At 39.6% G+C, this 22005-nt stretch carries 27 protein-coding genes; 4 read left to right on the top strand and 23 right to left on the bottom strand.

What is annotated here, in order from left to right; translation table 11 throughout:
• Positions 1–271 precede the first annotated feature (271 nt).
• From POF51_RS26555 to POF51_RS26510, 10 genes are all read right to left on the bottom strand, one after another.
• The gene (locus POF51_RS26555; RefSeq protein WP_271756466.1) at positions 272–634 is read right to left on the bottom strand and encodes a hypothetical protein; all 363 of its coding nucleotides are present in this window, start codon (positions 632–634) and stop codon (positions 272–274) included.
• A 108-nt stretch (positions 635–742) separates the two neighbouring features.
• Positions 743–3679 (bottom strand): cadherin-like beta sandwich domain-containing protein, encoded by a 2937-nt coding sequence (locus tag POF51_RS26550; RefSeq protein WP_271756465.1) that lies wholly within the window; start codon positions 3677–3679, stop codon positions 743–745.
• A 381-nt stretch (positions 3680–4060) separates the two neighbouring features.
• Complete coding sequence (locus POF51_RS26545) at positions 4061–4780, bottom strand: hypothetical protein (RefSeq protein ID WP_271756464.1); 720 nt, start codon at positions 4778–4780, stop codon at positions 4061–4063.
• A gap of 691 nt (positions 4781–5471) precedes the next feature.
• On the bottom strand, positions 5472–5918 hold the full coding sequence (locus POF51_RS26540; protein WP_271756463.1) for a hypothetical protein: 447 nt from the start codon (positions 5916–5918) through the stop codon (positions 5472–5474).
• A 304-nt stretch (positions 5919–6222) separates the two neighbouring features.
• On the bottom strand, positions 6223–6600 hold the full coding sequence (locus POF51_RS26535) for a hypothetical protein (RefSeq protein WP_271756462.1): 378 nt from the start codon (positions 6598–6600) through the stop codon (positions 6223–6225).
• A 543-nt stretch (positions 6601–7143) separates the two neighbouring features.
• On the bottom strand, positions 7144–7638 hold the full coding sequence (locus POF51_RS26530; protein ID WP_271756461.1) for a hypothetical protein: 495 nt from the start codon (positions 7636–7638) through the stop codon (positions 7144–7146).
• 36 nt (positions 7639–7674) lie between these two features.
• Entirely contained in the window at positions 7675–8166 is a 492-nt protein-coding gene (locus POF51_RS26525) for a hypothetical protein (protein WP_271756460.1), read from the bottom strand.
• Positions 8167–8370: 204 nt separating this feature from the next.
• Positions 8371–8538, bottom strand: a complete 168-nt coding sequence (locus POF51_RS26520; RefSeq protein WP_271756459.1) for a hypothetical protein — start codon at positions 8536–8538, stop codon at positions 8371–8373.
• A gap of 613 nt (positions 8539–9151) precedes the next feature.
• Positions 9152–9883 (bottom strand): DUF5131 family protein, encoded by a 732-nt coding sequence (locus tag POF51_RS26515; protein ID WP_271756458.1) that lies wholly within the window; start codon positions 9881–9883, stop codon positions 9152–9154.
• 89 nt (positions 9884–9972) lie between these two features.
• Positions 9973–10470 (bottom strand): macro domain-containing protein, encoded by a 498-nt coding sequence (locus tag POF51_RS26510; RefSeq protein WP_271756457.1) that lies wholly within the window; start codon positions 10468–10470, stop codon positions 9973–9975.
• A 126-nt stretch (positions 10471–10596) separates the two neighbouring features.
• Between POF51_RS26510 and POF51_RS26505 the strand changes: the two genes are divergently transcribed.
• Entirely contained in the window at positions 10597–10806 is a 210-nt protein-coding gene (locus POF51_RS26505; RefSeq protein ID WP_271756456.1) for a hypothetical protein, read from the top strand.
• A gap of 535 nt (positions 10807–11341) precedes the next feature.
• Here POF51_RS26505 and POF51_RS26500 read toward each other — a convergent pair.
• From POF51_RS26500 to POF51_RS26485, 4 genes are read right to left on the bottom strand one after another with little or no spacing between them, the layout of a single operon-like run.
• The gene (locus POF51_RS26500; protein ID WP_271756455.1) at positions 11342–11572 is read right to left on the bottom strand and encodes a hypothetical protein; all 231 of its coding nucleotides are present in this window, start codon (positions 11570–11572) and stop codon (positions 11342–11344) included.
• Positions 11569–11970, bottom strand: coding sequence for a hypothetical protein (locus tag POF51_RS26495; protein WP_271756454.1), 402 nt, complete (start codon positions 11968–11970; stop codon positions 11569–11571). Before POF51_RS26495 ends, POF51_RS26500 begins: the two co-directional genes overlap by 4 nt.
• 52 nt (positions 11971–12022) lie before the next feature.
• Complete coding sequence (locus POF51_RS26490) at positions 12023–12193, bottom strand: hypothetical protein (protein ID WP_271756453.1); 171 nt, start codon at positions 12191–12193, stop codon at positions 12023–12025.
• 52 nt (positions 12194–12245) lie between these two features.
• Positions 12246–12458 carry a hypothetical protein gene (locus POF51_RS26485; protein ID WP_271756452.1) on the bottom strand — a complete coding sequence of 71 codons (213 nt, stop codon included), beginning with the start codon at positions 12456–12458 and terminating at the stop codon, positions 12246–12248.
• Between the two features lie 712 nt (positions 12459–13170).
• Between POF51_RS26485 and POF51_RS26480 the strand changes: the two genes are divergently transcribed.
• Positions 13171–13302 carry a hypothetical protein gene (locus POF51_RS26480; RefSeq protein WP_271756451.1) on the top strand — a complete coding sequence of 44 codons (132 nt, stop codon included), beginning with the start codon at positions 13171–13173 and terminating at the stop codon, positions 13300–13302.
• Positions 13303–13314: 12 nt separating this feature from the next.
• Here POF51_RS26480 and POF51_RS26475 read toward each other — a convergent pair whose 3' ends face one another.
• The 8 genes from POF51_RS26475 to POF51_RS26440 form a co-directional block, all read right to left on the bottom strand.
• Positions 13315–13743: a hypothetical protein gene (locus tag POF51_RS26475; RefSeq protein ID WP_271756450.1), complete on the bottom strand. Its 429-nt coding sequence runs from the start codon at positions 13741–13743 to the stop codon at positions 13315–13317.
• Between the two features lie 25 nt (positions 13744–13768).
• A complete protein-coding gene (locus POF51_RS26470) occupies positions 13769–13996 on the bottom strand; it encodes a hypothetical protein (RefSeq protein ID WP_271756449.1) in 228 nt (75 codons plus the stop codon).
• Between the two features lies 1 nt (position 13997).
• Positions 13998–14222: a hypothetical protein gene (locus POF51_RS26465; protein ID WP_271756448.1), complete on the bottom strand. Its 225-nt coding sequence runs from the start codon at positions 14220–14222 to the stop codon at positions 13998–14000.
• A gap of 66 nt (positions 14223–14288) precedes the next feature.
• Positions 14289–14471 (bottom strand): hypothetical protein, encoded by a 183-nt coding sequence (locus POF51_RS26460; protein WP_271756447.1) that lies wholly within the window; start codon positions 14469–14471, stop codon positions 14289–14291.
• Between the two features lie 150 nt (positions 14472–14621).
• The gene (locus POF51_RS26455; protein WP_271756446.1) at positions 14622–14921 is read right to left on the bottom strand and encodes a DUF2325 domain-containing protein; all 300 of its coding nucleotides are present in this window, start codon (positions 14919–14921) and stop codon (positions 14622–14624) included.
• 224 nt (positions 14922–15145) lie between these two features.
• Complete coding sequence (locus POF51_RS26450) at positions 15146–16621, bottom strand: DNA cytosine methyltransferase (RefSeq protein WP_271756445.1); 1476 nt, start codon at positions 16619–16621, stop codon at positions 15146–15148.
• Positions 16622–17296: 675 nt separating this feature from the next.
• A complete protein-coding gene (locus tag POF51_RS26445) occupies positions 17297–18712 on the bottom strand; it encodes a CHC2 zinc finger domain-containing protein (protein ID WP_271756444.1) in 1416 nt (471 codons plus the stop codon).
• A gap of 29 nt (positions 18713–18741) precedes the next feature.
• Positions 18742–19095, bottom strand: a complete 354-nt coding sequence (locus POF51_RS26440; protein WP_271756443.1) for a hypothetical protein — start codon at positions 19093–19095, stop codon at positions 18742–18744.
• Between the two features lie 482 nt (positions 19096–19577).
• On the opposite strand from POF51_RS26440, the gene POF51_RS26435 reads away from it, so the two are divergent.
• A complete protein-coding gene (locus POF51_RS26435) occupies positions 19578–20393 on the top strand; it encodes a hypothetical protein (RefSeq protein WP_271756442.1) in 816 nt (271 codons plus the stop codon).
• A gap of 72 nt (positions 20394–20465) precedes the next feature.
• On the top strand, positions 20466–21008 hold the full coding sequence (locus tag POF51_RS26430; RefSeq protein WP_271756441.1) for a hypothetical protein: 543 nt from the start codon (positions 20466–20468) through the stop codon (positions 21006–21008).
• Between the two features lie 204 nt (positions 21009–21212).
• Here the strand turns inward: POF51_RS26430 and POF51_RS26425 are convergent, their stop codons facing one another.
• Positions 21213–21953 carry a stalk domain-containing protein gene (locus POF51_RS26425; protein ID WP_271756440.1) on the bottom strand — a complete coding sequence of 247 codons (741 nt, stop codon included), beginning with the start codon at positions 21951–21953 and terminating at the stop codon, positions 21213–21215.
• Positions 21954–22005 lie beyond the last annotated feature (52 nt).

Raw genomic sequence — 22005 nt, 5'->3', positions numbered from 1 at the left:
ACATTTTCACTAGCACTTCAAAAGTGCCGGAATCACAATATACCACATATGATTGTTATGAATCAATAGGTAATTTTTAAAGTAGTTCGTTTGGTTCCATTTGTCTCGCCCTTTTTGGAAGGCGGGCAATTAATATAACATGAACGATTTATTTCATCAAATGCAATACTTGGAAATAAAAAAAAGCTGCCGTAAAGAATCGGCAGCCTCTTCATGTGTTCCTCCGTAACCTAACCTTTTAACTTAATCAATTGTGATCCAAAAAGCTAAGTTAGATTAGATTACCTTCCCAATCAACAAATGTCAGACGGTCCTTTCTAAGCAAACACCAATCGATTATTGTTTTAACGAGACCTGGTGTAATGAAGGAATCTTCCCAACTTGGCGTCTGTATCCTGACCCAACCTTGGCGACTATAATTTTCTAATCCTCCAAACTCGATTCCCTTAACAACAATGTATGGTGTCTCAGAATTGGTAGATTGGCCTACATGATATGAAACGATAAACTTCTTATCTTCTGAAACGATACTAAGATTGATCCGTCCATAATCTTCAATATCTTGCTGGACAATCCAATAATACGTCCTACCGCTATGCTCCAATTTCCTTTTTCCCTTTGAATTAACCCCCATTTGCTTGTTCCCTCACTAATATCATACTGATTCTACAATTCTTAAATCTATTCAAGGCCGGGACTATGAGTCCTCCCTATAAAAATATTAACGGCAATGAGTTTTTTGTTATTCAGATGTTTTCACAATACCTGACGGTTTTCTATGAATGTCTAATCGTTGTACTTCAAAACGGAATTGTCCCCCACCTACAGGCTTTTTAAATTGGTAGAATTCATCTTTGACTTTTACGGATTGAACCCGTTTTCCTGTACTTTGGTTATAGATAGTCACCGTATATTCGGTCGCTGGTGTTTTATCAGCTGGAGCTTTCCAGGATAGATTTGTTGATGTAGGCGTACTTGCTTGAACGCCAAGTTCTCGTACAGGACTTGCTTTTACATCAGCTGATCCTAATGCAGTAACGGTCTCCTGAAGAGTTACTCCACTAGAGCGGTAAGTTATCTTTACGGTGTATACTTCACCTTTCATAACGGAAATACGTTTCCCGTTACTACCAAACACAATGGTATTCGATCGTGATGTTGCTGTGGCTTCTTTCTTACCTTTCCTCCACAACTCACCCGTAACGTGATCTTTTGTTGGATTTGTAAACATAGCGACTAGCTGAGTATCGATCGGACTCACCATAAAGACATTACTTTGACTTGGATTCCCAGCTTCTCGTTTTATTAAGAGACGATATGTACTTGTCTTGGACATATCAGGACTCGTTACAACGATATTGATCGTATTACTACCGATCGCCAAGCCAATGCTTGACGATGAACCACCATTGGGTATCGTCTTTCCGTTAACCGTGATTTTGCTACCCTGCTCAGCGGAAGCGATAACAGAGACACTCGGAATACTATAAGGGACAGCTGCTTCGTAATTGTATTGGCCATTCGTTAACACGGGTGAAATGGCTCCATAGGATAGTTTCAATTCTTTCAAATCAGAGCTATTGGATAGCTCTCTTTGTACGGTAATGCTATAGGTATTGGTAGTGACCCCGTTACCTGCAATGACTTGAACTTCGAATACATTCTTACCAGTTGAAATTGGGAAAGGTACTGTTGTCTCCCCGCTCCCGTAAAACTCTCCTTTTATCTTTATCTTTGCATGGTTATCATCTGCAATCGCTGTTAATTGGATGGTATCAACTTCACTGCCGACATTAACAGTATAGTCATTCACGGTAGAGCTGAAGGTAGGGTCCAAGTCCCCAATCGATAACCATAAGTCAGCTAGAAGTGCGTTACTACTTCCTGGTCTCGTTATTGTAAATTGGTAAGTTCTTTCTTCTCCAGAAGGTGAAATAACATGAACTATAACAACGTTTTGTCCAACTCCCAAATTCACTACAGCGGGCTCATCGTTCTGTACATCTTTACCGTTAATTTTCATTTTAGCGTTCGTGTCTTCTGTGCTTGCCAAAACAGTCGTTGCAGTGGTTGTTGGCAGGACCGTCCCTACATACGATTGGGTGTGTGGCGAAAATACTGGCCTCATATTAACATCAGTAAACGAAATTGCTTTCAGTCGATTATTGGTACTCACCGCTCTTTTCACTTGAACAACATACTCTTTTTTTGTTCCATCTTGAGCAATAACATCCACGGATATTGTATTATCACCTGTGTTTAGTTGAATCCCGCTTGATTCTTCCCCACTTAAAACAACGTTTCCATTAATTCGAATAGAGGCTTCGGTATCCGATGCAGTAGCTGTAAATCGTAGTTCCTTGGCTTCGTTGGGAAGATCCATAGAATACACCAGTTGATCTGATGTAAACGATGGACTTAATCCTCCAATGGAAGGTCGTAGAGTACTAAGTCTAGCGTCTGAGTTTGCACCTCGTATAATTGTCAACTGAGTAGAATTCGTTGTTTCTCCATCTGGAGCAGTTACTCGTATCCCAACTGAATTTGAACCCACTTGCAAAGGTATTGGCTTTGAAGCTGCTCCGCTAGAAACGGTAACATTATTTACTTTTATCAAGGCAAGCTCTTCTTCAGCTTTTGGTGTAACCGTTATTGTTTTCGTCCCATATGGAACATTTACTGTATATTCAAACCCTTTTCGATCGAACGCAGGTGTCAAGGTTCCATCTGATACAACTAAATTGCTTAGCGCTGTGTTCTTGCTTGCTAAACGAGTCACACGTATTAAGTAGTTCTTCTTCGTTTGACCGTCTTCAGCAGTGACTTCAATTTTGATATCATTGGTTCCTATTTTAAGTGGAAATTGAGGTGATTCTGTACTGCTATCATGCTGTGTTCCGTTCACTTTTAGCGTTGACCAAGCTTCCTCCGTTGAGGGTGTAACGGTAATAGTGTCAACTACATTTTCGACACTTAATGAATAGCCTGTGATTTCTTTTTTAAATGCAGGGCGCATGACCTCTGTACCTACGTAGTTAGTGTTTAAAATACTCAGGATCGAATTGGAGCTCAACACTCGAAACTCTTTTTGGATGACTTCGGATTTCGCACCTTTATCATCTTCAACCCAAATCTGAAGAGTGTGTTTTCCTCTCGGTAGCTCTGACAGTGAAATTTCCCCTTCTAATACTTCTGCTATACCGGTAGAGTTAACCGACTTAAGAATTGTCTGGATATCGTTATCCACCTGGTAGAAGACGGTTAGTTTATCGTCGGTGTCCGGATCGAGTACTTCTCCTTTTATTGGGATGGAATAGGCCATCCCAAAGGACTGTTGATCCAATGGCTGAGTGATCGCAAGTGAAGGAGCTGTATTTACTGTATATGTTATCTTCACTTTGTATTTGTATTGACCACCTACAGAAGTTCCATTGTTAACGGTGACGGTAACGTTATCACTATCCCTCGAATAAGATACTGTCCCGTTATCCACTTCGGTTTTCTCAATGCTTAGTAACCCCTTGATTGCGATCGTTTTCTGCTGAGCTTTGGTAATACTTAACGGGAATTCAATCTCCTTCTCTTGTGTAGAAGCAGCTGCACTAGCAACTTCAATCATGCTAGGAATGATCAATACAAATGCCATCATCAATAAAGCTAGGAACCAGTTTCTCATCATAAGCCCACCCCTTATAAATTATTGACTCACAATTAATCGAACTGAAGGTCCAACTTCTCTTCGGAAAAAAGAAAAGGCCGAAGAGCCATTTTCATGGCATCTTCGACCCGGTATTTCCGTTCGACCAGATATTGATTTACTGAAAATTATACATAGTGGTGGCTGAAGCGTCAAATTGATCACTAACTAAAACTTGCCCTTTTACTCTTGAATTTTTGTAAGTATCAACTTTACATAACAGCCATTCTCAACGAAATCAATACGAAGGAATCAAACTTTCATTCAAAATGAACTTGAACAGATTTTCCTGTACGGAACTGAGATTATTAGAAGTATGCAAGCCAGACTAACAATGCCGTACACTCACAGAATCCCAAGTTCTTAGTACAACTCGGCATATTGTTCATATGAAAACAAATGATTTAGTTTCACTTTGATATAGGCTTCAATTTTCTGGATACTGTTATCTTCCCCATGGATCTCTCTATATTGCTTTACGACCTGTAGCCATTGTTCCTTTGTTAAGTACGTGAACTCATCTTCAGGGGAGCATGTCATTTTGGTTTCAAATACCGTACCATCTTCAAATAGAAAAACCATTTCCCCCTTTTCGTAATTTTTTGTCATCAAAGCTAATTTCCCAGCATATCCAGGCATTCCTAGTGGATCATTTTCAAATTCCACTACATCACCCATATACGGGTAAGGTATAAAACCCTTCCTACCATCCAACTGCTCTGTTGATCTAATAATTTCACCAGTACGATAGTTTCGGTATGTGAACTCTCTTGGTCCTTCAATAATAATTGACTTTCTACTCTTCTTAATAATTTCTAACTTAATCTCATCAAATCCATTTACACCTAACTCGGTAAACAGTTTTACAAACTCTTTGACACTACTTGTTTGCCCACCCTCTGTGATTATCAGCTGTAGGTTATCGCTTATTGCCATGTTTTCAAATACAAATTTCTTCCATCGATTTTCATCACTCCAAATAAAAGTTAACATGTCATATTCACCAGTTAACTCCCCAATAAAGTCCTTTGTTCGATCTATAGAAAAAATGTTATCGTCGCGAAAATAGTAGTACTTGGTCACATCTATACCTCCGTTTATCGTGAACAATCCGTAGCCTTACGCAATAGATCCGTAACGCTTGGCACACTATTAACTACTGTGTTAAGGTGCGGTTATTTTGAAGGTGATTTTTGTGATTTCCGGTTCGCAGCTTTATTTCAAGCGTTCCACTTCTTCCGTCAAGCATGGCAAGCATATGTTTTCCTGATCACGATGATCTCCGGTTTTTTGCTCAAGCTGCAAAACAACTGCTTGAATAACGAATCTGAACGACTTCTCAATGATAGGTGTTTCTCTAAAACTCTTACCTCATGTTTCGCAGCACATCGTGTTATCCTTCATAAGTACACCATTTCTTATCAGCCTACACATTGTGCTCCATCTTATTTATGAAAATCTGAATAATCGCCATCATAACGAGATGATACAAATTCGATCTGTTCAACTGTTAGTTCCTGATACCACGTGTTCTTTATATGAAGGATGCAGGCTGCTATTGCCCGTGGCTTAACCTCATCTTCTGTCAACTGCCGGTCTGAATAAACAGTCAACTCCACTTGACTGTTTGGCGTGTTCAACTTCCAGCGGTGTTGATGCTCTCCAGTTCTCGTTTGTCTTTGTCATTTTCTTGATCCTCCTATTCAATTTGAACATGCGTACGTCTTATTTCCCTGAGCAGGTGTTACCTCAAATTATTTACTATCAGATGAAACTATTGGTTTATCATCATGTGCGCCATTGAGTACAATAGTGACTTATCCATAGATTGATTATAAGTCCAGTCTGAATGACCAATACGACACGCTATTAGAGTGACATAAAGCCCATGGTCAAACACCACATGAATCCATTCAGATTTTCCATTCGACAATAGATCTTCTTTGCATATTCGAAATACTCCAATAGCTAAGAAACCACCGACTGCTGCATCTTCTTTCTGTTGCTCAAGAATAAAATCTTGTACTTCCTTTACTAACTTCTCATTTCCACGAGAAATTTCGAGCAAGAGAGTTGCGTCAATCTCGAAATCACTATAGGAAGACAAACTTGGCCGATATCGTTTTATTCGTTTTGCAACGCCTTGAATACTATCATGTTCCTGGTATTTCGGCTTTCTAATTTGCAATGAATCTGTTTCCTTTTTTACATTTCCAGACATTCTCAGGCACGCTCCTTATTATTTGTCGCTTCAATCATTCTTTATTTTCTCTCGAACCCTTGGGGCTTTGCTAATAGCTTCTTGGAGTACACACAACGCTGAACTTGTCCCTCCTTTAACTATTTTCACCATTGATACCCTTCCATTTATCTATTTGGGCAGTTTAAATAGCCAATACGCCTGGCAAGGTTACTGCTTATTTCTATAACGAGAAGCAAAAACCACCAAATAGATCGTGCCTAAATCATTCAGAAGATCCTTTCTTTCTGAACTTGTCATAGCCTCAACTCCATATACGCTGTGTTTATTCGTTAGCACATTGAGAATCTTTAAACACGCCAAATTGATTGTTTAACATTGAAGTTATAGTTCGGACGTCATTTAAGTCAATTATTCTATGCTCTATTTTTTCTTCCCCACCGTCTACATCTAACTTTTTTGTATAAGTTAAGATTATAGCCACCCCTACACCTGACTGAACCGCAGTGAATCGTGCAACCTTTTGATAATATTCATTGTTGTATACTTCCAAATGGAAACGACGATTGAACTGATCATTAATTTCCTTTTTTACTGCCTCGGAAAACTCCTCGTTAGTTATTGCTTGAAGCAACGGGTAATTTACCTCCATTAATGTCCACCCATCAGCCTGAGTCTTGAATACATCTACCTTGATTGCCATAATTACATCACTCCTATTTATAATTAGTAAATAGTAAAACTATTAGAAATGACACTTCCTTATTTTTGTAAACTCATACAAAACCTATAAGATACGACGAACCTTCATTAAACTAATTGAGCATTCGGTTAACTGTATAACTTCATAACTCCCACTAAAAAATCCGCTACGGCTTTTAACATCCACAGACCCGAACCGACTATAGCAGCTGCACAAATAGCCCTCACCATATGTACTTTCTGTTCTAACTTCATTGATTTACACCCCACTTTGTCTTACTAAGCATTTTTATTCAGGTACACAGTATCAACTACGATAAATTCTTTTCTTCATACAGTTGGTTTAGTTATCCACTGACCCGAAACTAAGAAGGTCTAATGCTGAGCTATTCAGACGCATTGAGACAGGTTTCGCCGTTCCATCGTACTTGCAGATGGCCCCTTCTACACCTGATTCTTTAGTAAAATAACGCCACGATTCACCTAACCCAAAGCTGACTTGAGCTTTATAAAACCGGGTAGTATCCGTTCTCTGTAGACATTATTAGAGAAAATCTGCAATGATTTTGGCTCTTTCTTTCTCCCATTCCTCTTTCAGTTCTTTTCCTGGATAGACATTCTCAATGATATGATCTTTAACAATCACAGGAAATTTTGTTTGTTGAATTTCCACCAAATATGGTGGAGTAGTGTAAACCGCTATTGGCAATCTAAAACGATCGACATTCACATGAATGTTGTCGTTTTCCTGCTTTACTGAGGATACATGTGAAAATTCGGTTCCTTCCGACTTGATTACGATATACATCTTTCCGTTCTCATTATCAAATAGAAATGGTAGTCCTTGATCCATTTGTTTTTGTAGATCAGTTGGCATTCCTGCTACACCTTTAATATCGTAACGAATATGCTTGACAGCAGCTTCTGATTTCTTCAAAAACGGAATGTTTCCGCCTGTTAACAGAAAGATAACGAAAAGAATGATAAATGCACCAGCAACCGTGTACCATGGAGATTCTTTTGAGTTTCCTCTTTTCAAGTATCTCGCCCCATTCCCTTTATCACGAATTCATGACTACTCGAAATCACGAAATTTTGCCTTTGCTGCTTTCCAACTTCCAAAAACGCTTTCAATATCTTCAACAGACGGCATTTCCGTTCGATCCTTTTGCCACTCTCGGTATGTAGCAGCTGTCAATTTCCCTGTTGTCTCATACGAATGCTTCATCGCTTGTAGTAAAATGGATGGCTCCATTTGGTAATCTCGTTTAGTCCATTCAACCAATTGATCTTTCTTCTTGGTTCTATGATTCCTCACTCGTTCCAAAACTCTTTCACGTTCATGTTCTACCTTACATGTTGGGCATAGTAATAGTGTTTTTTTATACTCATTCATCTTTACTCTTGCCGTCCTGCTTAGAAACTCTTCTTGGCAACGAGCACAAGTGGAAATTAAAATAACCGGCTTCTCCGGATCACAGGATTTATTAATCGCATCGATTAACGTCATGAGAGAATAGCCATTCTGTTGTAACAAGGTAATGATTTTTTGCAGTTCTTCGTTCATCCAATTCTTTACCTCTCATTAAATAGTTAAGATATCATTAGGTTTCTAAAAAGGTAAAAGACTCCTTGATTTACACAATCATTTGCTTTTCCTTTATAAAACCTCAACACATCCTATTCTATTTACATGTTCCATTATCCTTTGGGATACTATTTGAAGAACTGGACCTCAGACTAATCCATTCATCCGTACTACTTGTTCAACTCAAGCATGCTCATACGGATTATCCAAATCATATTCGCTATCGTCATAATCAAATGCACCATGATCCATCTCAATCAGCAAGTTTTTAATGAGTCTCCGCACTTCTGGTTCAGCTTCGTTGGTATCGTGTTTATCTAGCCACTTTACTAGCTTATTCTTGCTTAACATGATCCATTTTCACCTCTTTATTCAGATGTCCTACGCATCACGCTCGTAAGTAATACTCACGAACCCAGAAATAGGTGCTACTGCTCTCCATCCTATTTACCTCCGACTATTCATCTCAAACAGAGTATGTTTTCCAAACTGTTTGACGATAATTCATACTATAGGGCCTTGAAGTGTAGTCCCAACTAAATCACGCACAAGCTGGTACGGATGCATGCGAACCCTGGGAAACCGTACTTGTCGGATGCTTGGTAAAGAAGGACCAAGACGAAACTTCTTTGACCGCCAAATACATGCGTGCAGCAGAACAATGTAGTGTCCCTCTCTGTATTAATGGTAGCTCCAGAAGAGACAGTCGTTCTGGCCCCAATCCCCTTAGGCTCCGGGGAGAGGGGCTATTTGTACTTCAGTAAACAGCTGAATACAATGCCTACTCTACGTTTCTCCTTCTTCTTGCGGAAACTGGCTCCATTCTAGACCATTCAAAAGGCGTCCCGCCCTTTTCTTTCCGACTCTGTTCATATAATCCCAGTCATCTTCTGAGGGCATGCTTGTATGTACAAAACCAGCTCCGCTATCCGTAACCCAAAATTCCGGATCTTCATCGTCTTCATCACTTTGAGGTAAAAATTCCCCCCCACTGTTTGAAAAAGAAAGGGATTCCAAAAGCTTTACTCTGATTCTTCAAATCGTCTACCCAATATTTCCGCATGGGACGTGCGTTAATTCCTGATTCTCCACCTGCAATTATCCAATGGATGTACGACCTCCCAGTGCTTGGTTCAATCCAAGAAAGGTGGACTGCAAGATCAAGTGGCCCAAGGAGTGGTTCACAAGATAAAAACCGGACTGATGCTTTCGTTTTAATCAGGTGATGAACACGCTCTTTACTTGCCTCCTCGTTCTCTACTGAAACACCGATCCAAATATGAGGTGGAAGGCTTTCCATGTTCTGTTGCTTCAGATAGGCAGTTACAATATCCTTCATTCTCTCAGATCGTTTCGTTAACACCTGATACACATGCCAATCTGCCTTCATCATGACGTCAAAAATCTGCTTTATGAACCAACCTGGTATATCATCATGAAACAAATCACTCATGCTATTTACAAATATCTTCCGTGGTTTCTTCCACTTTAGTGGTTTCTCAAGACGCTGGGGTAGCAGCTGTATCTCGTGGAATGGCTTTGCATATTGTTTTCCAAGCTTCTTACCTTCCACAAATGCCTTATGTCTCATATCGTGAAGAGCAAATGCATAGCAATTTCGGCAACCGGCCGACACTTTACTGCAACCAGTAACTGGGTTCCAAACTTCATCTGTCCAGTTAATTGCTGTACTCATATTTCCCTCCTAATAGAGCGTTATATTTTTCAGTTAATTATCTGTATAGCAACTTGAACGAGGCCGTAAGCAACTGGTCGATATGAGGGTTATTTGCTCACCACTATGACTTCTAAACCATGATCTTCGGAAAGATCTTTTTCGTAAATGGCTAGGACATTTTCCTTCGCTAGACCACCTGTTCCTGTTCCTAACAAAGGTAATGCTATTGAAGTTGCACCTAACCTCTTCGACTCTCGAAGGATGACCGGTAATAAGTCTTTTACCGTCACTATGTTTGTTTTCATTCCAGGATAGGGCATAGTGACGGCATGAATAATCCATTTTGCCGAGAGATTTCCTGCACCAGTTACATATACCTCTCCTGCCTTATATCCGCATAGGATTCGAGGTAGCCATTTTTTCTTTTTACAAGCAATCTTTGCTTCTTTTTCAACGATACCTTTCGATACGAAGTGAATGGATTCTGCAACACCTTTTAAACGATAATACCGTCCCGTCCATCCTCCCATATAGCCAATCCCATTAGCAGCGCTCACAATTATGTCTGCTTGTACTTGGGTAATATCTCCCTGAATTACTTTCAATCTATCTCACCTCACTGTTTACGTTAATGCAAGCAATGTGAAAGTTTCCGTTTACGTTGACTCATAATTCTACTTTTATGGTAAGCTTTTCTAGTCCGACCACAAAATCATCTGGGAGAGTTTGCAATGATACTTAAATTTTTCAAATGGTTATGGCTTATTTTCACAGTATTAAATACGGTAATTATGGCATGGGGTTATTTATCTGGAGAAGTGAGCAGATTTTACTGGGGTGGATCTGTGATTTATTTGCTTATTACTATCTTGTTATTCAAATGGGATGCCAAACGAACCGCTAAGAAGACATTAATGGCCAAAACAAAAGTTTCCCGATAGAAGCTCCTTTAGGAGCTTTTTTATCGATTGTTGTCTTAAGCAGATTGCTCTTAATCTTCGAAGCATGATACTGTTATCGCCAATGCCAAAAATCCATCTCTTCGTACCGATCCCACCCCCATCAACTTTGTAGCCAGCCTGACAACGATCTGCTTGTCGGTAATTGACCGAATATCTCTGGTTCAAGTGCCCGAAGTAGTCGCTCGGCATCTATTGCAGTTCCTGCGCCGTTCAGGACCCGGTGACGCAGCTCGTCATCGATCAGCCCTCACAGAACAAGCTTTCCTTTTTCGTAGTTATCTGCGTACCCCTCATGAAATGCCAATGCTAAGATGCAAAAATACTCATCCTCGCCTCCATATTTGCGGATAGTATCATCAGTGATGCCTACAGTAATTAGTTTTGCTCGGTTTTCCTCGTTGTTGGCGACCAGGATATATGCGTCTTCCCCGCTATTAGCTCAACCACTTTCAGGCTGTTCAAAACGTCCAAAATTGCTTGTCTATTCATCGTTCTTTCCTCCCTAACTCATGTGTTAAATTTCCACTTGAGTAACAATCTTTCTTCTTTCCCTTGTAAATATTGTCAATATTCCATCTGATTCCTCAAAATTAAGTCCAAGAGCTGTACAAGCACCCACTAGCTTTCCCTTTGTAAATGTATAGGATTCACTTGGTTCTCTCCCCCATACTATGTTCTTTTCTTTCTCAATCAGGAAATCTATAGCTAAATCATCAAGTAATTGCTTTCTCTCTGAACTTGTCATAGCCTAAACTCCCTACATTGTTCTTGCAATAGATCGTCAATTTTTACCTCGAAATAATCTGAGCGTAATTCGTTAGTAATATTCTCTATTAGCCCTTCAACTGCTACGTTTTTCATCTTTTTCAGTGCATGTCGTTGCTGAAGAATTTGTGATTTGTTATTGAGTATTTCAATTAGTTTTGTTCGAATGTGTTCAGCTTCCTCTTTGTTCTTGCTTTTATGAATCAATTCCCACATTGGCTCTAAAAAGGAAGTTGGATGCGGTTTGTACAAAACCAAGTCATACTTACCTTCTGTAAAACGACTATGCTTTTCCCCAAACTCAAGGAAATCTTTCGCGGTATTACTTATCTCAAAAAGTTGACCTAAAGTATTTCTAACATAAATCGATGTTTGCATCTCCTCACCTTCTCCCTCCCTAACTAGTATGTTAAATCCACGTAGGACTCACTTATTTACTCTCAGCTTGCTCCAACCGCCGAGCCTTTGCAGCAAGCTGCATTGCCTTTGTTCTAAGATCTCCTGATCTATCAAGATCACCTTTCAAGGCAGCTCGTTTTGACCTTGTTTCCCAAAGACCTGCTCTATTAAGTAATTTATTTACCTCACGAGATTTTGACATGTATATACCTCGCCATCCAATCTCAATTAATCTAAATACACAATAAGTACAATTAGTCCTCATCTTCTTGTTCAAACATCTCTTTAAAAATCGTTTTAGCTTTTCTGATATCAGAAGCAAATACGACTATCATGTGGCTTTCTCCGTCAATGTCGTCGGGTACTATTTCTGTGTTCGTCTCGATACCTTCAAGATTCAATCTATTGATAAATTCCTCTGCCGAATCCGTATGATAAAACGATGTAACTCTCTCCAATTTCGCCACAGCAAGACCTCCTACTTATCATTCTGAGCATTATATTAAAACCTATCAGATTGGCTTTCAGCCCTAGATAACCGTGAGTTTCTATATGATGTACCACATTATATAGTGGGTTGACTTGGAGCCTCTTACCGGCATGATGGATCGCGAAGAACGCAGGAATCACATGATTCCGCTTGGCTGGTCAGCCTATCATACCGGCCATCTCCAAGTAAACCCGAAAATATGCTGTTATACATTATAGAGAAAGCCAGTCGTACCAAGGGTTTATCACAGGTTTAGGTAATTTAATTATTCTATTCAATTTGTAAATAAACACATTTCGTGATACATTTTTTGTAAAATACTGTATATAGGTGAGTATTATGAAAAAAATAACTTTGCATAAAATAGTTTCAATTGTAATCTGCTTGAATGGTCTTTATTTAATGATAACTAGTCTGGATTACGGTTTACTCGGTATCCTTTTTTTAGCTATTGGAATATGGAATGTTTTTACGTACTTTGGCAAAAGTAATGATTTAACATAACGTGTGTTGTGTACAGGAATTACCATTTGTTGTACGATACTTAATGGTGATAAAAATGATCTTTCAATCAGATGTATGTTCCAGGTGCAATCAAGATAAACAGTTTTCAAAGTCATGTATTTCCTCGCCCATTGTCTATCCCGACGGAGAATATCCACCGATTAGATTTGGTGATGAGAAGTACTATGACGATGCCTATCAAAAATGTTATGACTGTGGTGTACTTGTCGGCGCATACCATCATAATTGGTGTGAAGCAGAAGCTTGTGGAAGGTGTAATGATCACCTTCTTATTTGCTGTTGCCCAAATTAATTGAATTACTGTCGTGTTAAATAGCCCCGATTGCCTCGCATTCGTCGTCGCTCATCCTAGCTAGAATGTGTTCTGGGTACCTGTTCCTCCTAAGTAGTTGGCGATACTCTGATCCATCCGAGCTGAGAGACAGTTGACTGTGCATGCGTTCGGGGAAGTATTTTTTCGCTTCTTCCAGCGCTTGTTGTGGTGACTCTGCTGGCATAGTGATTACCTGTTCTACGTTTCCTGATTGACCCCTGATCTTATAAACAATTGCAGAAGGTATCCTTTCGACTTTGCAATCATCTCTCAAGACGAGCAACTCGCCAGATTCCAAGTGTTCAAGGTCAAAATGAAGGTCAGTCTCATCGACTTCAAAATGAGCATTGCACTGAATGTGATCCACAACATCATCAACCGCATCAATCTCCTTTTCTCTTTCCGCAATGGTTACTCGAAACATGCTCTTTCCTCCCTTTCATGAATAACTACTTTGGATAGAACCTTGCATATAACTGATCAAATTGTTGAAGTGCAAGCCAATTTACCTTTTCTTCTTCCCAATTTTCACGTCCTAAAGATCGGAACATACTCAGCTCAATTTCATTAAATTGATACCCTTGTTTTTCGGCTTTCGTTAGTAACCGTTCTACTTTCCGTTGCAAAGGAGTTTTCGTTCTTTGTTCCGGAACATCTACCCTAATAGTTCTATTCAAATCATTCACCCCAGTTAAAAAACTCTCGATGGAATTTTTCCGCTAGTCTTGCAGCCCTTGTTGCTGCTCCATCAGGAATTTCTGCGTTAATTATCTCGATAACACCTAATTGAGCCCCGGCAGGAATCATTTCATAATTTATATAGTGTGTTCTCCATTTGGTATTGTCTCTGAACTCAACCACTTTTTCATTTAAGACTGTGATAGTCCATTTTCCGTATCTCACATCTCAACTCCCCACCTCTTCATCCCTCTATCAACATACGAAAATACCCAAAAGGAACTTTACAATTTATGTACGTAGAGCCTCGATATAAAAAGCTACGCTCGCATCCTGAAACAAGCGCCCTTCAATCAGTGCTTGTAGTGCTTCCTCACGTCTTTTCTGTCCTTTACCCACGAAATTTAAAAACTCTTCGATAGTCACATCGCTTTTCTCATCCGACTTTTTTATCCATTTGACCACTGGAGTCATGAGCAAATCCCTCCCCTTTTTAAATTGACCTTCAGAATTGGCCGTTTTGATAGGTGCAATCTAACCTGTATACGAGTTACTTGAACATCACTTTTTTACCGCACTACTAAGCTGATCCTGATCTAAAAACCAAACCCTTCATTTCTTACCTTAATGATTAATCACATCTTGAATTTTCCGAATTGCACTATGGCCACCACGTGAGAAGTGGTAGATGACCTTCTTGTTCATCTTACCTGCCAATTTTCTAACTTTCTTCATTGTGCTGTGACAGGTACATTGGGTGAATACAATCACATCAGATTGACGAACCAACCCACGAAAATCCTTTCCGCTATTCCTTGCATCGTCAAAAACGAACTCGAAGTCATTGGACAACATCTCTAAATATGTTTTCTTGTGTCCGCCAATCACTGCGACAGTTAACTTTCTGGCCTCAGAATTCTTCATACAACCCCCGTTTATAGTGAAATGTAAATATTTCCATATGGTTTTGAATTTAATATACAATATTTTTTGTAACACCTCAAGTGACGTTACAAAAAATATTGTATATTCTTATTGTTTTAGCTGCCCATATCCTCCCATCCCGTTTAAACTCACAGGTGGAGAGAAACGATTTGTTTCCCTCCATCTTGTGGTAGTAGATAATCTAACTTTTGTAGTTGAATAGCTTAGAGAATTAACTCTAGTTGACCGTTCTTTTCTGATAACGGAACCTCATACTCGAAGTTCTGCTTCACGGTGTACATTTGCTTAATTTGCTTGCCTACAAGTACTGCTGCTACCTCTACCGCGATCGCTTTCGTAGGTAAGCCGTCCATACCTTCTCCTAAAATCTTGTAGCCCAAACTCATTGGTAATTCAGACGGGATCTCGAACCAATTAGGAAGATTCATCATGTTAGCTACTTCCGTAATGGAAAACGGCCTCCATAACTGGCTATCCTTCTCGTGCTGCAAATAAGAGCATGTCCTCGAAATACGAAAATACTCCTTTGCAAAGCACGCTACCCTATTTGAATCGGGAGTCACTAGGGTAAGCGCTGATTTTATAAAACCAGTGTGAGCATACTTTTGTGCATGGACCCCTTCAAAATAGGCCATGGTCGAACCAGCTTTCTCGCGCCAAGGCATTGTTGTCTTTTCATCTAGATAATCAGACACTTTTGGCTGTTTTCGTACCTTTGGAGTTAGTGGTATTTGGAAGGGCACCCGCTCCCGAAAAGCAACTCGATAACCACGTGGTCGGGATGCAATCCCTCCCATATTGATTGGATTCATTTCAATCGGAACCCAATGGCCAAACACTGGGGAGAGCAGCTGATACAACATTTCGAACCCACGAGTCTTATAAAATTCTCCCACATTCTCAATAAGGATCGCCTGACACTTGCTTCGTAAAATAAGGCGAGCAATATGAATACTTTGTGCATGATCCAATCCAGCTTGTCCAATACCTAATTTGGATGATCGCTGACACGGTGGGGTGAGTAGTACAACATCACATTCAGGGATGTCCGACGAAACGTTTGCGATGTCTCCCCAATATAGATAAGAGGTTGGGAAGTTCCAGGCAAAGGTTCGAATAGGCATCTCTCCCCATTCAATAGCTCCAACGGACTCGTAAAGACCGGTATCTACCATTGATGCAGTCCCTGTGCCACCCCCGCTGAAAATAGATAGCAGACGGAGTTTTTTTAAAGAATCACTAGTAAAAGATGGTCTTACATACTCAATCAATTCGAAAGAGATCTCTTTGCGAATGACTAATTTATCCCGGTAAACCAGAATGTCAATTTTCGTTCCTGCGGGAATCACCTGAACCGTTTCGTTCGTAATATCGATGACCGGCTCAGCTACTTCCATCCCTTTTCGTAAACGACGACTTACAATGTGTGTAGACTCAGTCTCTTGGCATCGTTCAATGACAATGACACCCCATTGAGGAAATGATTCGACCTTTATCGGATCTCCAGGATGCAAATTTGCTTTCCTCAAAACAGGGCCTTCCCCCCAAAATCTACTTTCAGGGGAAATACCTTTAGCTTCCGGGATAATCGGTTTGCCTTTTCGTGGTTTCACTTTCTTCATCATTCGAGTATTTCGAATCATTAGTAGGTCTGTATCTTGCTTTAACACTGCACTCATCGTTTAGTACCCTCCTTAAGGGATGCGCATGTAAGGTTCAACGGTTTCCCGGTATAGCGGATTTCTTTTGGATCAATTTCTAATTGATTAGCAAGCACGGTAATCAGAAACGTTCCCGGTAGGATGATTCCCTCTTCCATGATCCTCACTAGCTCAACGGTGGTAGCTGGATGAATACCTCATCCTTACAGTTGCACTCGTTTACTAACATTCCAATGCTTGTAGAATTCTTTCTAATCGTGTAAACCGTTGCTCCATGTCTTGAATGTTTGTAAACAAGACATAGCAATTAGGAAATTCCCCGTAGAAATGTAGAACTTTCCCGTGACGAAATGCCCGTCTAGTTTCCGACCTTGGAGCGGGGGAAAATAACGGGAAACGGTCTAAGACGATACTTTCAAATAAAGTGTTGTACCATTTCTGAAGGACCTGAATATCGACTTTTTCAATGTCCCCGTCACATACATGTAGGTAATCCTCAAGCAATGAGAGACCATTGTAAGCTCCTTCATTGTGAATAGTGTTCCACGCGTTATATGCTTGCGAATGTAATTGCTCAGTGCCTAAGCGATACAAGATGATGTTACCGAGTAACGCTATCAACTTAGCGACAGTCATTCTCATCAGCTCCTGAAGTTGAGAAAATGAGAAAGCAAGCACCACAACGGTACTTGCTTAGTTGATTGGAAATATCTGTGCTGACAGCCCTTTAATAAGGAGGTCATCGATTCCTTTTGCAATTTTTTGATCCCATGCTGCAAGAAACACTTTCTTGCCTGCACGAATGAGTTCTTTCACAATCCCCTCCATTGTCATACCAATATCTTCGTACACATTTCCGCTTCTATAATCCTTTTTCTTCTGCAACAATGCATCTGCATCCAGAAAAATAACATACTCGTCTGCATCAAGCTTGAGTGCGCCTTCTACACAAGTCCTCCAGTTACTTAAACCAGGCATACAAGAGAAAGGCATATTAAAATATTCGGCTGCAATATCACCTTTCAATGGCCCTTCAGTAATGCCTACCCGTTTGACGCCAATTGGAGACTTCTTCTGATCAAGCAAAGATGTAGGAACAGCAATGTGATAAGACGCAGTTGCCGCTGTACCCTTTGGTAAGTCGGTGGAAGCAAGCCATAAGTATTTGTTCTCTGGCTTTACTTTTACTGTACCTATTTGCTTTCCATTTGAGTTAACAGGAATCTCGGCTGCTTCTTTAATTGGGACAGTGAAAATTGCATCACCACTCCAAAAAATGGAAAGTATCATAGTCTCATAATCTAACTTAGCTGACAGAAGCATGTGATCTGCCCCATTAAGATCAAGACATTTGATACTCCATCGTGGTTGATCAAGGCGATATTGAAATCCTGTGATCTCCAATCGTTCATTTCTGACTGGGATTAAGAATCCTTTTTGGCCTCGTAGTGCCCAATACGGGTCACCCTTTTCTGGTTTAGCTTGATAAAAGCCTGGGATGCCTTCCAAGTTACCTAATTCTTTTACCATGGCCATAGCAACTTGAGAAGGTTTCTTTGGAAAACTACGATAACCTTTTGAAATAATGGTTTTCTTAGTGAGATGACGAATTTCATGTAAGTGGATAAAGTGTTGAGAGGACAATTCGGTGTGAGTAAGCAGTAGATGATTTGCTTTCTTAATAAGATCCATATTTGCGGTAGGTTTCGTGGGTACATTCGTGTCTTGCTGTTTCTTCTTAGTAGACCGTTTTTTAGGTGTAACGCTAGTACCATCTTCATAAGTAACTGGCTTATTCATATACGAACAGATGACTTCGATGGCTGAGTAATACTTCTTTTTATCCCCTTTGGCTTCTTGGCCCCACATATATTGAATGATGAAGCTTATGGCGCTATTTCCGCCAGCTCCACAACCGTGGCATTTGAAAAAGTTACCCGAGATGTTGATATTAAACGAAGGAGTTTTTTCATTGTGAAACGGACAACAAATAAATGTATTTCGGTTTCGCTTAGGAACAACGAGAACCTTCTCTATTAAGTCAATAATAGGGAGATTCTCAGCATAATCAATCGTTTCTTGGCTGATGAATTGGTATGTAGTTGTCATGGTTATCGTTCCTTCCTCGTATTCATCGCTTAGGCTACTACAGAGCAGCCATACTTCCTTTCATCTAATGGTGGAAATGCGGTAACGACCACATAGCTATGAGCAGTGTCAGCTACAATTATCACCATTTGTTGATCTGACGCATCCCTTCCTACGATTACGGCTTCTCCTGTATCATACGTGACAATTTGATTCGTATCGTCAGACCATCCAATGCAATCGCCACTGACAAAGCAACATGCAATGTCCCGCTTCGAATAACCTCTCCCTTTTTCAAATAAATGATGGGAGAGAATAATCGGTTTATCCGACTGAGGATCAAGGGATAGTAACAACCGGCTGTTCCATTCATTTCTTCTTCGGTTAATCTCATTCTGATTCATCGATCTTACCTCCTATTGGATTTTTAGACACAAAAAGCCCGCAGAAAGGCAGGATTGAATACAGTCATCCTACCAGCCTACGGGCTGTTAACGAAGTTTCCAGAGTTTCTGGGTAACTGAACCACGATGTGGTCATCAACAATAATAAAGAGTAACAAATCTTATGTGAATATTATACCAAGTTTCAAGTAACAATGGAATCCAATCTTACGACAACTAATGAGAATAAAAAGGTACCAACCTTTTCACATTAATCGCTAATTCATGCATAAGCGAAGTTTTAGTCAACCGCGCTAGGATGACGTGAAAAGCTACTTTATCCAGTATGAGATGTCCCTCTTCATTTGGTTTGAGAAACCATAATTGGTACTTATTAACTATTTTGAATATCATTACACTTTCGACAGCATTTGCTTAAATTTTCTGATAAAAATAGTATTGAGAAATGTCACTCCAGTGACAAAAAAACTGTGGAGGTATTCATGAAGAAAAATCTATCTTCTATAATTACTTGCGCTGTCTTGCTAACATCCGTCATTTTAGCACCCGGAGCTGATGCTGCTGCTAACTATTCCAGTTTGAGTAGTAAAGACTTAGCCAACAAAGTTCTTTCTTTGAGCAATAAACAAGTAAAATCGGAACAAAAATCATTGGAGACAGCAATCGCTAAGCTTTCAGATAAAGAGTTTGATTCATTTATTAACAATTTGGTGCAGGCTAACAAAGGGACTGATAAAGAATTAAAAGAAAAATTAAAACCAATAGGAGTAGAATTCGAGACTAATACAAATGATCAGATAGGACCTACTGCAATTGAAGCACCTGATTTGAACTTCTCAGTTTCTAGCGCCAAACGAACCGGAGAGTCTTTCTATCGACTAATCGCTTCCTGGAACCCATCAATATCAGAAGTTTACCCCGCAACTTATGATTTGCTATCGATTGAATGGGACCCAAAAGTAGGACAGTATTATTCAGCTAACGTAGGCAGTTCGACGTATGCAACAGCTAGAGATGGAAGTAAACGATTAGAAGGTGTTTACTTATTTAATGTACACGATTATAAATTTGGCTTTGGTTCATATGCAGCAGTCTATGTAACTAAAAAGACAAACTCAACGTTAGAGTACGGTGCGAAATATGTTCACACGTATGATACCGTATCCTGGAGCTCTAATTTCCAAGCGAATTTTACTTGGGAAAAATTAGGACCAACCGGTGGTGCATCGTTTTCACTGTCTCCTAGCATGAAAGAGAAAAGCTGGCAAGTTTGGGACGACAATGCCTTAATGTGGTAATATTGGAATAATAAATATAAAAAGCATTCGGATTACCGAATGCTTTTTTGATCTTAAGAAAGGAAGAACCTCATGAAAACGATGCTTTCCATAATACTGGGTCTATCTCTAATTTTGACATCTTGCAGCGAAAAATCACCCGAGCCAATGCATAATCAATTTCAAATTACTTTAACCGATGTTTTCAAACATCAACACACCACCTCGGTTTATCAGTTTGAGTTGATTACAAAAGAACTCGCTATTGTTAAAGATAAAGAGAGTTTAGCCTATCTTTCAGGAATGATTGAAAGCTATTTAATTTCCAACCCTCTTTTCCTTCCAGCTACTATCTTTAACAATCAGGAAACAAAACAGATAATTGCCGATGATCAATTACAATCTGAAATCATCACGCTGTACGCGAATAAAAGAGATTATCTAAAGAAAATTCAACCATTTGTAAATGATAAGAATCTTATAGAGATCCAAAGTAAACAAGATGAGCTCAAGAAACTAAATTACCTAATAGGCAGAGTGAATGATGATAGGCTATTCAGTAAAGATCAACAAAAAGTTGATTCATTTAAGAAAGATCTTGAAGCTGTGATAAAGGCTTTCCCGAACTTAGAATAGAAAAAAACACATCCGTTTCGATTCAATGTCAAAAATGGTTACAGTGATAAATAAAAAGGATAAAGAAGTGCTCAGGAACAAGCATGACAAGTTCCTGAGCACTTCTATTTTATCGGAACGCCCGATACGTAAGTAAGTTGTTTGTTGATTCTGGGAAGAAGTAAGCACGATTGTACTCCAAATTATGATCCCTCTTTTGAAAACCTACTTTTTAAAATAGGCATTCCCCAGTATAACTTTTGTATATCCATCTGCACCTTCTATCGCAATACGTACATCTTTTTTGCCATCTAATTGAATAGATAAACGCTCTCCACCAGATGAAGTTTTCATTACTTTAAAGGTATCCGTATAGAAAGAAATTTCCTTTCCATTCACGACTTCAAATGCCCGGATGGTTATCGATTTTTTTGAAGATGACTTTTTTCCTTTACTGTTAGGATCATCACGCAACACCACAATATCTGATTCAAACGAACGATAAGCACCTTCTGGGAAGGTAAACGATAGTTTGGTATTCCCTTTCACGATAGCACCATGGGAAAAGTCCGTATCCGCTACATTTAGATCATCATCCACTAGGGATAGTAAAACGTTTCCTCCCGTACGCCCTTTATAATCCACAAGACGAAGGTCGCCTTCTGGTTGTTTAGTGTTAAGATGAACGATCTTTTGCTGTTCATCATAACTAACGTTCAAACCAGTAACTTCCCCGACCGCTCTTACAGGAACATACGTAACCCCGTTGTATACGATCGGTGAAAGGTATCGTCCATTTTGATCCCTCAAAGAGATGCTCGTCCCATCTTTAAATACCTTCATCTTTGAATCTTTAAAAGCCTGAATAGCTTCTTGTGTTGGAGCAGCTGATCCAACTACTGTAAATATTCCTAAAGCAATCATAGCTAGGGCTGAAGACAAAATCAGTTTCCTTTTCCTTTTCAAAACGAATTCCTCCGATCTTAGTTTCACGAATGTTGTAATACTAATACTTGTG

Origin of the sequence: Brevibacillus sp. AG, assembly GCF_028369215.1 — a bacterium.
Taxonomy (GTDB): Bacteria; Bacillota; Bacilli; order Brevibacillales; family Brevibacillaceae; genus Brevibacillus; species Brevibacillus porteri.
This window is presented reverse-complemented; position numbering and strand designations above follow the sequence as displayed.

What these genes read in the sequence shown, in the direction of transcription:
- POF51_RS26555 (WP_271756466.1), bottom strand. Translation starts at nt 634, where the DNA reads ATGGGGGTTAATTCAAAGGGAAAAAGGAAATTGGAGCATAGCGGTAGG.
- POF51_RS26550 (WP_271756465.1), bottom strand. Translation starts at nt 3,679, where the DNA reads ATGATGAGAAACTGGTTCCTAGCTTTATTGATGATGGCATTTGTATTG.
- POF51_RS26540 (WP_271756463.1), bottom strand. Translation starts at nt 5,918, where the DNA reads ATGTCTGGAAATGTAAAAAAGGAAACAGATTCATTGCAAATTAGAAAG.
- POF51_RS26535 (WP_271756462.1), bottom strand. Translation starts at nt 6,600, where the DNA reads ATGGCAATCAAGGTAGATGTATTCAAGACTCAGGCTGATGGGTGGACA.
- POF51_RS26525 (WP_271756460.1), bottom strand. Translation starts at nt 8,166, where the DNA reads ATGAACGAAGAACTGCAAAAAATCATTACCTTGTTACAACAGAATGGC.
- POF51_RS26520 (WP_271756459.1), bottom strand. Translation starts at nt 8,538, where the DNA reads ATGTTAAGCAAGAATAAGCTAGTAAAGTGGCTAGATAAACACGATACC.
- POF51_RS26515 (WP_271756458.1), bottom strand. Translation starts at nt 9,883, where the DNA reads ATGAGTACAGCAATTAACTGGACAGATGAAGTTTGGAACCCAGTTACT.
- POF51_RS26505 (WP_271756456.1), top strand. Translation starts at nt 10,597, where the DNA reads ATGATACTTAAATTTTTCAAATGGTTATGGCTTATTTTCACAGTATTA.
- POF51_RS26500 (WP_271756455.1), bottom strand. Translation starts at nt 11,572, where the DNA reads ATGACAAGTTCAGAGAGAAAGCAATTACTTGATGATTTAGCTATAGAT.
- POF51_RS26495 (WP_271756454.1), bottom strand. Translation starts at nt 11,970, where the DNA reads ATGCAAACATCGATTTATGTTAGAAATACTTTAGGTCAACTTTTTGAG.
- POF51_RS26490 (WP_271756453.1), bottom strand. Translation starts at nt 12,193, where the DNA reads ATGTCAAAATCTCGTGAGGTAAATAAATTACTTAATAGAGCAGGTCTT.
- POF51_RS26480 (WP_271756451.1), top strand. Translation starts at nt 13,171, where the DNA reads ATGACGATGCCTATCAAAAATGTTATGACTGTGGTGTACTTGTCGGCG.
- POF51_RS26475 (WP_271756450.1), bottom strand. Translation starts at nt 13,743, where the DNA reads ATGTTTCGAGTAACCATTGCGGAAAGAGAAAAGGAGATTGATGCGGTT.
- POF51_RS26460 (WP_271756447.1), bottom strand. Translation starts at nt 14,471, where the DNA reads ATGACTCCAGTGGTCAAATGGATAAAAAAGTCGGATGAGAAAAGCGAT.
- POF51_RS26455 (WP_271756446.1), bottom strand. Translation starts at nt 14,921, where the DNA reads ATGAAGAATTCTGAGGCCAGAAAGTTAACTGTCGCAGTGATTGGCGGA.
- POF51_RS26450 (WP_271756445.1), bottom strand. Translation starts at nt 16,621, where the DNA reads ATGAGTGCAGTGTTAAAGCAAGATACAGACCTACTAATGATTCGAAAT.
- POF51_RS26445 (WP_271756444.1), bottom strand. Translation starts at nt 18,712, where the DNA reads ATGACAACTACATACCAATTCATCAGCCAAGAAACGATTGATTATGCT.
- POF51_RS26440 (WP_271756443.1), bottom strand. Translation starts at nt 19,095, where the DNA reads ATGAATCAGAATGAGATTAACCGAAGAAGAAATGAATGGAACAGCCGG.
- POF51_RS26435 (WP_271756442.1), top strand. Translation starts at nt 19,578, where the DNA reads ATGAAGAAAAATCTATCTTCTATAATTACTTGCGCTGTCTTGCTAACA.
- POF51_RS26430 (WP_271756441.1), top strand. Translation starts at nt 20,466, where the DNA reads ATGAAAACGATGCTTTCCATAATACTGGGTCTATCTCTAATTTTGACA.